The sequence below is a fragment of the Acidaminococcus fermentans genome (assembly GCF_009696675.1).
Taxonomy (GTDB): Bacteria; Bacillota; Negativicutes; order Acidaminococcales; family Acidaminococcaceae; genus Acidaminococcus.
The window spans coordinates 62434-75152 of the sequence record NZ_VULN01000013.1 but is presented as its reverse complement, the minus strand read 5'-3'; the positions used below and the strand labels follow the sequence as shown (position 1 = coordinate 75152).

Annotated in this window: 10 protein-coding genes; all 10 read right to left on the bottom strand. The window is 57.6% G+C overall.

From position 1 onward, the window contains the following. Window positions 1–245: 245 nt before the first annotated feature. The 10 genes from mutY to FX155_RS09245 all read right to left on the bottom strand — a co-directional run bounded on the left by mutY (window position 246) and on the right by FX155_RS09245 (window position 12594). Window positions 246–1313, bottom strand: coding sequence for an A/G-specific adenine glycosylase (gene mutY, locus FX155_RS09290; protein WP_154488501.1), 1068 nt, complete (start codon window positions 1311–1313; stop codon window positions 246–248). Next, a complete protein-coding gene (locus FX155_RS09285; protein ID WP_022487584.1) occupies window positions 1300–1785 on the bottom strand; it encodes an 8-oxo-dGTP diphosphatase in 486 nt (161 codons plus the stop codon). The genes mutY and FX155_RS09285 overlap by 14 nt, the downstream gene beginning before the upstream one ends. Beyond that, a complete protein-coding gene (locus FX155_RS09280; protein WP_022487585.1) occupies window positions 1782–2903 on the bottom strand; it encodes a M20 family metallopeptidase in 1122 nt (373 codons plus the stop codon). The genes FX155_RS09285 and FX155_RS09280 overlap by 4 nt, the downstream gene beginning before the upstream one ends. A 126-nt stretch (window positions 2904–3029) precedes the next feature. Then, window positions 3030–4016 carry a biotin-dependent carboxyltransferase family protein gene (locus FX155_RS09275; RefSeq protein ID WP_154488500.1) on the bottom strand — a complete coding sequence of 329 codons (987 nt, stop codon included), beginning with the start codon at window positions 4014–4016 and terminating at the stop codon, window positions 3030–3032. Next, window positions 4013–4783 carry a 5-oxoprolinase subunit PxpB gene (pxpB, locus tag FX155_RS09270; protein ID WP_154488499.1) on the bottom strand — a complete coding sequence of 257 codons (771 nt, stop codon included), beginning with the start codon at window positions 4781–4783 and terminating at the stop codon, window positions 4013–4015. The genes FX155_RS09275 and pxpB overlap by 4 nt, the downstream gene beginning before the upstream one ends. A gap of 15 nt (window positions 4784–4798) precedes the next feature. Beyond that, window positions 4799–5989: an NRAMP family divalent metal transporter gene (locus FX155_RS09265; RefSeq protein WP_154488498.1), complete on the bottom strand. Its 1191-nt coding sequence runs from the start codon at window positions 5987–5989 to the stop codon at window positions 4799–4801. Between the two features lie 77 nt (window positions 5990–6066). Further along, window positions 6067–6855, bottom strand: coding sequence for a putative hydro-lyase (locus FX155_RS09260; protein ID WP_195839646.1), 789 nt, complete (start codon window positions 6853–6855; stop codon window positions 6067–6069). Window positions 6856–6879: 24 nt separating this feature from the next. Next, entirely contained in the window at window positions 6880–7647 is a 768-nt protein-coding gene (locus FX155_RS09255; RefSeq protein WP_154488496.1) for a LamB/YcsF family protein, read from the bottom strand. A gap of 145 nt (window positions 7648–7792) precedes the next feature. Next, on the bottom strand, window positions 7793–8968 hold the full coding sequence (locus tag FX155_RS09250; RefSeq protein ID WP_154488495.1) for an NRAMP family divalent metal transporter: 1176 nt from the start codon (window positions 8966–8968) through the stop codon (window positions 7793–7795). A 515-nt stretch (window positions 8969–9483) separates the two neighbouring features. Continuing rightward, window positions 9484–12594, bottom strand: coding sequence for an autotransporter outer membrane beta-barrel domain-containing protein (locus FX155_RS09245; protein ID WP_154488494.1), 3111 nt, complete (start codon window positions 12592–12594; stop codon window positions 9484–9486). Window positions 12595–12719 lie beyond the last annotated feature (125 nt).

The window sequence follows — 12719 nt, the reverse complement described above, 5'->3', positions numbered from 1 at the left end:
ATGGCTCTCGAAAAACTAGCTTTGATTTTTTAACCTGGTTGTCATCCAGGTGACTCGATCTCATCACTAAAAGTGACTTGACCCGCACATCTGTCAACAATATTCAGTTTTCAGGGTTCCAACCTCGCTGTTTGTAACAGCTCATTTATATTAACAAATCATTTGGAATTTGTCAACAACTTTTTTCTTTGTCTTTCATTCCTCTGACTTGTCTGCTTCCTCAAAGAGAAAGCTTGTATATAATATCAAACCTTCTCTTTGCTGTCAACAGTTTTTTTCAGCCAGGCAGCCAATTTGGCATGAGGTCCTGCCAGAGGGCGCTGGTCCCACTCTTCCGGAGCCAGCCAGGCCCAGTCCGGAGATCCCTCCTCAGGACAGTCTCCTCCGTTCATCCCATAGCCGGTCATGTGCCAGATCTGGTGGGTGAACACATGCCTGTGATGCCACAGCTCCGGCCCTGCAGCTCCCTCCAGCAGCTGTTCCAGTCCTGCCCTGGCCTTGTCCGGGTCCGGATCCAGCACCATGGGGAATTCCCACATGGAAGCCAACATCCCTTTGGCCGGCCGTTTGTGGAGCAGATACCGGCCTTCCCGGCACACCAGGCCGCAGGCTGCCGCCAGTTCCTTCTGGGGGGCTTTGGCTTTGCGCACCGGCAAAACCTCCGTCTTCTCCTCTTTCAGAGCCCGGCAGGATTCCCGCAGGGGACATTCCCCGCACCGGGGATGTTTGGGGATGCATACTTCCGCCCCCAGGTCCATCATAGCTTCGTTAAAGTCCCCGGGCCTGTCTGCCGGTATGGCGGCTTCTGCCAGGGCCGTAATGGTTTTCTTTCCTTGGGTGCCGGTAATGTCTTCTTCCACTCCGTAAAGCCGGGCCAGCACCCGGAGCAGGTTTCCGTCCACTGCCGGAACCTTTTCCCCAAAGGCCATGGACAGGATGGCTCCCACCGTATAGGCTCCGATGCCTGGCAGGTCCCCCAGGGCCTTCCGGTCCCGGGGCAGCTGACCGTCCCATTCCACCATCACCTGCCGGGCCGCCTTGTGGAGGTTCCGTGCCCGGCTGTAATACCCCAGCCCCTGCCAGGCCCGGAGCACCTGGTCTTCCGGTGCCTGGGCCAGATCCCGGATGGTGGGGAACTGTTCCATCCACCGGTGGAAATACCCTTTTACCGTTTCCGTCCGGGTCTGCTGGAGCATGATTTCCGATACCCACACATGGTAGGGATTCCGGGGATGGGACTCCCGCCAGGGCAGCTCCCGCCGAAAGCCATCGAACCAGGCCAGGAGAGTTTCCGTCCAGTTATTTGGTTTCATCCAGATGGACCTCCTGGAACACAGAATCGATTACATGGTCCCCGTCCGGGGCAAAAAGGATGGTCCCCCGGAGCTGTTTCCCGGCCAGCAGCCGGGGCAGCCAGATCCGGTCCGCCTCCCACATTTCCTCATAGGGCAGCTGGTCCAGGGAAAACCACCTGGGTTCCATTTCTTCCGACAATCGGGGCACTCCCTGCCACCGGCGGACAAAATACACCATGCCTCCATGGGACCATGTGCCGTCAGAAGGCTGGTCAAAGTACAGATCCGCCATCAGGTCCAGGTCTTCCGGCCGGACCTCAAGGCCGCTTTCTTCCCGGAGCTCCCGTACGGCGCACTGGCGCATGGTTTCTCCCGGCTCGATTTTCCCTCCGAAGCCGTTCCACTTGCCCACGCCCATGCCCCGTCGCTTCCGGCCCAGGAGCACCCGGTTTTCTCCGTCCAGCAGATACACCAGTGACGTATCCCTCATTTGGTCAGCACCGCTTCCACCAGGGCCTTCAGGAACCGGAACCGGGGTTCCAGACTGCTGATCAGGCCGTATTCCGTTACCGCATGGCCATTGCCTCCAATGGGGCCCAGGCCATCCAGGGTGGGGATCCCCAGGGCGGAGGTGAAGTTGCCATCGCTTCCCCCGCCGGCAGCCTGCCACTGGAAGGAGATACCCTCTTTTTGAGCCACCTGCTCTGCCAGACGGCAGAAGGCCAGGGATTTTTCTGTAGGCTTCATGGGCGGACGGGCCACGCCCCCTTCCACCTGGACCTTCACCCGGTCATCGAAGGGATGAGCTTCCAGTTCCCGGATGGCCCGGTCGATCCGTTCCCCTTCGCTGCTCTTTTCGATCCGCACATCGATGACACACCGGCACTGGGCGGCCACCACATTGGCAGCGGTGCCCCCCTGTACCAGTCCGATATTCACAGTAGTGCCGGCAGCCCGGTCAGCCAGGGCAATGATCTTTTCTCCCCAGCGGATGAATTCATTGATGGCGCTGGCTCCTTTATCCGGGTTCACCCCGGCGTGGGATGCAATGCCCGTAAAGGTCAGTGTGTACTTGCAGATGCCCTTCCGCTGGTTCACCAGGTCCCCATTGGGCCGGGCACTTTCCATGATCAGGGCATGGTCCGCCTTCCGGGCTTCCCGTTCGATTACCGGCCGGGAATACCGGGAACTGATTTCCTCATCCGGATTGAACAGCAGGCAGATGTTCCCCTGGATTTTTTCCCGGCTCACCGCTTCCGCCAGGTACACCATGAACAGGTCCCCGCATTTCATATCCGCGGAGCCCGGGCCTTTGTACTGGTCTCCCTCAATGGAAAAAGGACGGTCCTTTACGGTGCCTTTGGGGAACACCGTATCCATATGGCCCAGGAGGATTACGTCATAATGGTCCGGGTTCCCCCACACTGCCTTTACGCAGGGGCCCACCTGGTCTCCCACGGAAATGGTTTCTGTATGCCAGCCGGCTCCCTCCAGCCGCCGGCGGATCCAGGCCGCCACCTGAGCGGTCCCTTCCGGGTCCCGGCTGAAGCTTTCCGTATTCACCAGGGTTTCCAGATCTTTCAGATAGTCCTGCACTGCCAATGTCATGTCCGATTCCTCCTTCTCCCGGCTCCCTGCCGGCACTGTACTGGCTCTATTATATCAGCTTCGTGTAAATTGTTCTCGGTGAAAAAAGAAAGGGTACTGCCCGTCTTGCGCAGCACCCTTTCTTTTTTACCGCTGTACCATCTTTTTTACATGATCCAGGAACTCCTCCTGCCGGGCCAGGGCTTTTTCCGCCTGGGTCAGGGTCACCGGCCGGAAATAAATGGTCTGTCCCGGCTTCATCTGGGCCAGCCGGGGCAGATCCGCCTGGATCACCTGTCCGATCTTGGCATAGCCCCCGGTGGTCTGCCGGTCCGCCATCAGGATGATGGGATTCCCGTCTGCCGGCACCTGGATGGACCCGAAGGTCACTGGTTCGGAGATCATCTCCAGGCTGCTGTCCCGGTAGTGGAGCGGTGCTCCGCTGAGCCGGTATCCCATCCGGTCCGACTGGGCTGTGATGGTGTAGCTGCTGTGGAAGAACTCCTGAAGGGTGGCATTGTCAAACCAGTCCGCCTGGAGTCCCTGGGTCACCCGAATGGGCTCCCCGGTAAAGAGGCCGGTGGTTTCCACAGACCAGCCCAAGGTGCTGAAAGGCTTGCCTCCCGTTTTGGCCAGCACAGCCTTCAGCCCTTCCTGTTCCGCCGTCAGTTCCCCGGTTTCAAGTTCCGTGCCGTCAGCCAGAGGAGCACCTCCCACTCCGCCGATTTTGGCTCGGAGATAGGTGCTTTTGCTGTTCATCACTGCCGGCACGGCAAAGCCCCCGGCCACCGTCAGATAGCCCCGGGCCCCCTGGGCCGCAAAGCCGAAGGACAGGGTGCTGTCTTCCTTCACATACACCGCCCGGTTGAGAGGCACCGGTCTGCCCCCCAGTTTCGCCCCCAGGTCCGCCCCGGTAAGGGCGAACACCAGTCCTGCCGGCAGCTTCAGGAAGGGCCCGCTCATGGTCATTTCCAGAGCCCCTTCCCGGGCTTTGTTGCCTACCAGGATATTCCCCAGTTTCAAACTGAACAGGTCCATGGCCCCGCTGACCAGGACCCCGTATTTCTGGAATCCGTACCGGCCCGTATCCTGGAGCGTAGTGAGAGGGCCGCCTTTTTTCACCATAATCTTCATTTCCGGCCACCTTCCTTCTCTTTCGCTGCCAGTTCCTTGTATTCCTCAGGAGTTATGCTGACAAATTCCAGCCGGTCACCGGCCTGGAGCAGGCTGGGATGTTCCAGATCCCAGGGACGGAACAGGGCCAGGGGAGTCCTGCCGATCAGCTGCCAGCCTCCAGGGGTTTCCAGGGGATAGGCACCGGTCTGGGAACCGGCAATGCCCACGGACCCGGCAGGGATGGCCAGCCGGGGAGTCTTCTTCCGGGGGGTGGCGATTTCCGGAGGCAGTCCTCCCACATAGGGGAAACCGGGGGCGAACCCGATCATATACACCAGATAGTCCCCGCCAGTGTGGATTTTCACCACTTCTTCCGGCGTCATATGGTGGTACTCCGCCACTTCTTCCAGATCCGGTCCGTATTCCCCGCCGTAGCACACAGGGATCCGGATCCGGTCCCCTTTCTTTTCCTTGGTGAACCGGATCCCTTCCAGGAGTTTTTTCACCCGGGCCGCCGCTTCCCGGTAGCCTTTGGACAGCCAGTGGTCCTCCGGCAGAGAAGATTCCCGGGCCAGTACCAGGGGATCGTAGAACACCGTCACACCGGTGTAGGAAGCTTCAAATTCCAGGAGTCCCGGGAAAGGATGCTGTTCCAGTTCCGTCACCAGAGCCCGGGCACACCGGAGGATCTCCGGGTCGATGGTATTGCCGAAGGAGACCATCAGGGCCCCTTCTCCCACCGGGCGGATCTGGGCAGCCTGCAGATATGCTGTTGCTTTTTCCATGGTTATTCCACCTTTTTATCCCAACAGTTTGGGGAGTAATTTGCCTGCTGTTTCCACTGCCAGGCAAAGCATCACAGCGAAGATGATCCAGCCGGTGACCGACAGGAACCGGGGATGCTGATAATCCCCCACAATGGCCTTTTTCCGGGATGCCAGGAGCAGGGCTCCCAGTACCAGAGGCAGGATCAGCCCGTTCAGGGCCCCGGCCAGGATCAGTACCTTCACCGGTTTGCCGATGAAAGCGAACACAGCAGCGGAAAAGATGATGAATCCAATGATCAGATACCGGTAGTTTTTGTTCAGTCCTTGACTGAAGGTACGGATGAAGGAAACGGAAGTATAGGCGCAGCCGATGACCGAGGTAATGGCCGCGGACCACATGACCACGCCGAAGATCTTGTACCCCACTTCCCCCACAGCCAGCTTGAACACGGAAGCCGGCGGGTTGGAAGGATCCAGGGTAAAGCCCTGGCTGATGACCCCCAGGGCCGCCAGGAACAGGAATACCCGCATAACACTGGTGATGCCGATGCCAGTCAGAGAGCTCCGGTTCACCTGGTCCAGCTTGTCTTCTCCGCAGATTCCCGCATCCAGCAGCCGGTGGCCGCCGGCGAAGGTGATGTAGCCTCCTACGCTGCCTCCCACCAGGGTGACGATGGACATCAGATCGATGTGCTCAGGCATAAAGGTCCTGGCCACCGCTTCCCCCACTGGAGGATGGGAGGTCACCGCCACATAGACAGTGAGCAGTACCATGACGCCTCCGGCAATCTGGGCGAACTTGTCCATCAGGGTTCCCGCCTCTTTGCTGGAAAAGATGAAGATGGCAATGGCCGCGCTGATGAGAGCCCCCACAATGGGAGAGATCCCGAACAGCACATTGAGCCCCAGGCCGGCACCCCCAAGATTGCCGATGTTGAAGGCCAGGCCCCCGAACACCACAAAGGCGGACACCAGATATCCCAGGCCGGGCAGCACCATGTTGGCAATGTCCTGGCCGGGCTTTTTGGCTACGGCAATCACCCGCCACACATTCAGCTGGGCAATGGCATCGATGATGATCATGGCCAGGATGGCGAAGCCGAAGCTGGCTCCCAACTGGCCGGTAAAGACAGTGGTCTGGGTCAGGAAGCCCGGCCCGATGGCGGATGTGGCCATCAGAAAGGCTGCCCCCAGCAGCACGCTGATGTTGGATTCTTTTTTCATAACAACTTCCCCCTCATTTGGATCCTGTTATGGTTTTTCTGGGCTTTTGGAAACGGTCCGGCTGCTTTTTCTCTTTTTTACAGCACGCTCAGATCCGCATTCTTCACGTCGGTGATGAACATGTGTCCCGGCGCATGGGTGATCATGAATTCCGGCTTCACCGCCATGGCCACCGCCTGGGGCGTCACCCCGCAGGGCCAGAACACCGGCACTTCCCCTTCCCGGATGGTGGAGGGATCTCCAAAATCCGGTTTGCTGATGTCCTGGATGCCGATGGCCGCCGGGTCGCCGAAATGGATGGGAGCCCCATGGACATTGGGCATCCGGCTGGTCACCTGGATGGCCCGGATGGCCGCTTTGGGAGTCATGGGACGCATGGAAACCACCATGGGCCCATGGAACACCCCGGCCGGAGTGCAGGGAATGTTGGTGATGTACATGGGCACATTGTGGTTTTCCGTAATGTGCCGCACATCCAGCCCCGCATCCAGCATGGGCCCTTCAAAGGAGAAGCTGCACCCCAGCAGGAAGGCCACCAGGTCATCCCGCCAGTACCCGCTCAGGTCCGTCACTTCGTCGGTCAGTTCCCCGTGCCGGTAGATCCGGTATTTGGGGATGTCATACCGCAGGTCCGCATCCGGGGCCACCGCTTTGGGCACCGGGCTCCCCACTTCCGTTACGTCCAGCACCGGACAGGGCTTGGGATTCCGGGTGGTGAACAGGAGGAAATCAAAGGCCAGTTCCCTGGGCAGCACCACCAGGTTGGCCTGGGCATACCCGTTGCACATGCCGCTGGTGAAGCTGGTGATTTTCCCTTCCCGGATCAGTTTCCGGACTTCACTGGGATTCATTTGGCTGTAATCCATAAGCAGATTCTCCTTTGCATGAAATTATTTCAGGAAGCTGCCGGCGGCAGCAATCTCCACCCCGTTTTCCTGGAGGGCTTTCCGGATCTTCTGGGTAAACAGCAGGGCCTTTTCCCCGTCCCCATGGACGCAGATGGTATCCGCCTTCACCGGGATCACCTTGCCACTGAGAGTGGTCACCTGGCCCTTCAGCACCATGGACAGCACCTGGGCGATGGAGGCCTCTTCATCGGTGATCATGGCACCGGGCTGGGTCCGGGGAGTCAGAGAACCGTCTTCCTGATAGCTCCGGTCTGCAAACACTTCAGAAGCCACTTTCAAACCGACTTTTTCCGCTGCCTTGACGCTTTCGCTGCCAGCCAGGGCAAACAGGATGATTTCCGGATCCACATCATAAATGGCCTGGGCAATGGCTTCCGCCAGGGCCGGATCCTTGGCCGCCATATTGTACATGGCCCCATGGGGTTTCACATGCTGGAGCCGGGTACCTGCCGCTTTGGCAAAGGCGCTGAGAGCCCCCACCTGGTACACCACCATGGCGTACACATCCGCCGGGGAAACGGCCATTTTCCGCCGGCCGAATCCGACCAGATCCGGATACCCGGGATGAGCCCCCAGGGCACAGCCGCTTTTCACTGCCAGATCCACGGTTTTCTTCATTACGGAAGGATCCCCGGCATGGAACCCGCAGGCAATGTTGGCCGAAGTCACCAGAGGCAGGACCTTGTCATCCATCCCGATTTTGTAAGCGCCGAAGCTTTCTCCCAGGTCAGAATTCAAATCGATTTTCATATTACTACTCCTTTCTTTATGCTACGCTACGAACATTAACGATATTACCATGATTTTTGTTTCCAATTAACTCTGTCACAATTTCTTCACCTTATACTGTATACACACCTCTATTGTGTCAAATTTGTAATACATTCACAAAATTTCACCCCAGCATCTTCAGGATGGTCTGGAGACTCATGTACAGCATCACGGCGAACACCAGCCAGCCGGTGTAGAACAGGAAAGAAGAATGTTTGTAAGCCCCCACGATTTTTTCCTTCTTGGCCGCCAGCAGCAGAGAGCCCAGCACAATAGGCAGGATCAGGCCGTTCAGGGCCCCCACCACCACCAGCACCGTCACCGGTTTGCCGATGAAGGAGAAGATGAAGGAGGAGAACAGGATGAAACCGATGATCAGGTACCGGTGGTATTTTTCCAGCACCGGGCTGAAGGTCCGGATGAAGGAAACGGAAGTGTAGGCGCAGCCCACCACGGAAGTGATGGCCGCAGACCACATCACCAGCCCGAAGATCTTGTACCCCAGGTCACCGGCGGCCAGTTTGAACACAGAAGCCGGCGGGTTGGCCGGGTCCAGGGTCAGCCCCTGGGAAATGACCCCCAGGGTGGCCAAAAACAGCAGCACCCGCATCAGGCTGGTGATGCCAATCCCCATGGCGGAGCTTTTGTTCACTTCCTTCATGTTTTCCACCCCGGTGATCCCTGCATCCAGCAGCCGGTGCCCCCCGGCAAAGGTGATGTAGCCCCCTACACTGCCCCCTACCAGGGTGACGATGGACATCACATCCACCGTATCCGGCATGACGGTTTTGGCAATGGCCAGGCCCACGGGAGGATGGGAAGTGATGGCCACGTAAATGGTCAGAAGCACCATCAGACCTCCCACAATCTGGGCAAACCGGTCCATCAGGGCCCCGGCACTTTTATTGAGGAAAATGAACACGGCGATCACCGTGCTGATGAGAGCCCCGGTTACTGGGGAAACTCCCAGGAGCACATTGAGGCCCAGGCCAGCGCCCCCAACGTTTCCGATGTTGAAGGCCAGACCCCCGGCCACCACCAGGGCGGAAACAAAATACCCCAGCCCGGGCAAAAGGGCGTTGGCAATGTCCTGGCCGGGCTTTTTGGACGCCGCGATGATCCGCCACACGTTCAGTTGGGTAATGGCGTGGATCAGGATGGTGGCCAGGATCACAAAGCCGAAGCTGGCCCCCAGTTTGCCGGTGAACACCGTGGTCTGGGTCAGGAATCCCGGTCCGATGGCCGAGGTGGCCATCAGGAAGGCCGCCCCCAGCAGTACACTCCAGTTGGATTCTTTCATGATTGTACTCCTCCGTTCCGTCATTCAATTCTGTAAATTCTGATACAAAAACTTGAACTGCTGCCTTCCTGCGGTCCCCCTTTCCCATTCCAGCGTAATAAAGTGCACGCCTTTATTATAACCGAAAGCTTAACCTGTATTCATTAGAATTTATGGATAATTTGATTTATGTAAAAAAAGAAGTCAGACCGGCACCGGCCGGTCTGAAAGTTCATCGTTTGTCGTTAACCAGTAAGGATAGCAGATGCTCCCGCATCTGCTTTTGACCATAAAACCCGGAGGCCGGGAAGGGCCCGCCTGCGGCAATCCCCTACAGCGTTGGGGTCAGCGGACCAATGGAAAATCACAGAAACGGGATTGTCGAAAAATCCGTCCTCCTGACCCATATCCCCAACCTCCGGTACCAACGGCGTAGGGGCGTGCCACAGGCCCGCCCTTCCCGGCCTGCGGATTTCATACGTTTTCAGGAACCCGTCCCGGATTCCCTCCAAACTCTTCCCTCTGCTCGATCCCATTCAGAACTGCCAGCTCACCCCGGCATTCACCTGCCATTTGGTGCGGATCTGGCTGCTGAAGGTCCGGCTTACATCTGCGTATCCCTGGATCTTGGGACTGAACCGGTAGGTTCCTCCAAACCCGGCTTCCCACCAGCTGTCCCCGTGGTCCACGGCCGTTTCCAGGGTTTCCCCGTTCCGGGCCGCCATGGCCACCGTCTGGGCCCCGCCGAATTCGTGGAGCCAGGATACCTTTCCGTAATAATCAAAGGGATGCTTTCCCTCCTTGTGGCTCTTGCCGATCAGGATCCCCAGCCGTCCGATGGCGCTGTTGTACCCTTCCCGGTACACGTCCGTACCCCGGCTGGTGGTGTACCGGGTGCTGCTCAAGTGGCCCAGCACCAGCTGGCTCTGGGGTTCCAGGAACAGTTCTTTATCCTTGTCCAGGTACAGGGTCTTCCCGTATTCCACGCTCAGGCTCTGTTCCCGGGTCCGGTAATCCGCCTTGTCCGGATAAGGCCCCCAGGTGCTGATGTGGCTGTCGTCCCGGCCCACCCGGGCCACCACATCGGTGTAGCTGCCATGGCTGCCGTACCAGGTGCCGTAGAGGCCTCCGGCCAGGGTATGTTCCCGGCCGCTGCCGGTTTGGTAATCCGGGGAGGCGATTCCCCGTTCCCCGAAGAATCCGTACACGCTTCCTGGGTTGTGGTGCACATCGTACCCCAGCTGGAACAGGTTGTACCGACTGGTAAATCCCGGTCCGCTGAACCGGCCGCCCCGATTCCGGGCCCACAGACCATCTGCATCGTCACTCTGGAACTTCCGCTGCCGCAGGTTCCCCCGGCGCTGGCGGAGGGTATCCAGGCTCAACCGGTAGAACCCGTACACACTGTCCCCGCTGTTGAGCACCGGACGGGTGTCCGCATTTACGGTCTTTTCCAGTTTGGTCAGGTACCATTCCGTGTCCTGGGCATCCGTCACCCCCATGGAGTTCCGCACATAGGACCCGTTCTGGATGGTGGGCGTCACATCCCACAGGCCGCCCCGATTCAGGTTTTCACCGGTAAAGGAAGCCCTGCCGCGGTCATCGGTGACCAGCAGCAGATGCCGGGTCCCGGTGACTTCCTTCCCCCGGGCAAAACTGGCGTCATAAACCTGGATTTTCCCGGAAGCACCATCTTCCGCCTCTTTCAGGTGCACCTTGTCCCCGTCGATCTGGCTGTCCAGGTCTGTTTTCATGTAGAAGATCCCGTTGCTGCCTCTGAAAGTGTCAGCCGACAGCTGCTGATACGCCGGATTGGCCGCCATGTTGACCATAGCCCCGCTGTCGAGGGTAAGATGGGTGACAGAACTGTCCCCGGTCATATTCCACCGGGCCCCGTTGGCCAGGTCCAGTTCCAGTTCACTGCCCTCTCCCTCCACACCAGAAGCCCCGGTAAAGAAGGAATCCCCCGTATCCAGCACGGCACGAATCGTGCCCCCATTGCTGGCCAGCATGTTCCCCTGGATGGTTTTCCGGGTGCCGGCGGCCGTCAGGTCGATAATACTGTCCGTGTCCTGGCTGAACAGGGAGTACTGCCCCCCTATAATGTTGGCGCTGCCTGCAAAGATAACGGCGCCGGATGTTTTGCTTTCTACACCACGGCCTTCCGCCGCAACGGTGGCATTGTCCAACAGGCTGGTGATTCCCTGGGAAAGGCTGGAAATACCCACGCCGTTTTCCCCTTTTACCGTAACAGAAGCATTTTCACCAACAATCGTTTTCCCGCCTTCTTCACTGACAATCCCTGTTCCTTCGCTGCCGGTTACGGTAATGGAGGCGTTATTTCCCAGACTGGTGATGCCATCGTAAAAACTGTAAATGCCTTTGCTGCCTCCCAGATCTTCTGATTTTTCCCCGGTTACGGTAATGGAGGTATGGTCACCTGCAACAGTATATCCGTTATTATAGCTGACAATCCCCATTCCGCCTTTACCATTTACAGCGATGGAGCCGCTTTCCAGAGAGGTGGTTCCACTATCGGTATAAATCCCCATTCCTTCCAGACTGTTTACGGTAATGGAAGTATCGGTTCCCGTCAGGGTGGTACCTCCATAACTGGAAATCCCTATAGCATTCCCCCCGGTGTTGGACACGGTAATGGATGCACGGTTTCCGACTGAGGCAGTGCCCCCGGATTCGGTGTCAATGCCGGCAATACTTCCTCCATTTCTGTTTGTGGCTGTCAGAGAAGCATCATCGCCGATTTCAGCATTTCCGTTGTCACTGGTAAAAATGGCATATGTAAAACCATCTCCTTTGTTGTCTGCCGTAACGGAAAGTCCATCTCCTGCCACTGTTTTCCCCTGGCTGCCGGTATTTATCCCGTAAGCAGCCACCGACGCATCGGCTGCAACAACCACATTGCGGCCCAAGATAGTGGTTCCCTTATCTTTTGTAAATATCCCAGTCACAAAACCAGCAGGGCTGGATACCTGAATCCGTGCTGAGTCTCCCAGGGTCGTTTTCCCTCCCTCATTTTGGGTAAGGACACCTGTGGCATCATATCCATTAGACGATTCTACCGTGGCATCAGGTCCCAGTTCAACAACCGATCCATTGACAATCATTCCATAGCTGCGCGTGTTTTTGTATGGGCCACTGGAGCCTGTAGTAACCAGTTCGGGATTCACTGTTGCTGTGATGGAAGCCTGTTCTCCCAGCGTTACGGCTGTACCGGCCTGGGCTTCCAATCCAATCACATTATGGGTACCATCCGTTTCCTGGATTGCCTGGATAGTGGTCTGCGCACCGCCCAGCAGACTGCTTCCCTGGTCCTTGACTTCCAAACTGATGATATCCCATTTACCATCTCCATCAATGGATCCACCAGCCGTTGTAATCGTTTCACTTTGCTTTCCCAGATCCAAGGCAGCCCCCTGGGACACTTGTATGCCTATGATATTCTTCAGCCCTATCTCCAACGGCTCTGCATAGGCAGTGAATGGACTTTTGGTTTCATCTGCCATCACCGTATCCCTGGTTACCGAAATCCCGATCTTATCATGTGTCTCTGCCGCTGCAGGCAGGGCCACCCCCCACACCGCCATGGATGCCAGTGCAAAAACGATTTTTCTTTCCACGCCCGTCATACCAACACGCCCCCTGTCCAACTTCGGATTCCCTGTTCGGTCTGTTTTTCAATGATTCATATTGATTTTATTTTCTTTCTCAAAAGGAATTATTATCCATTCAGTGGTGTAAAAAGTCCTTGTTC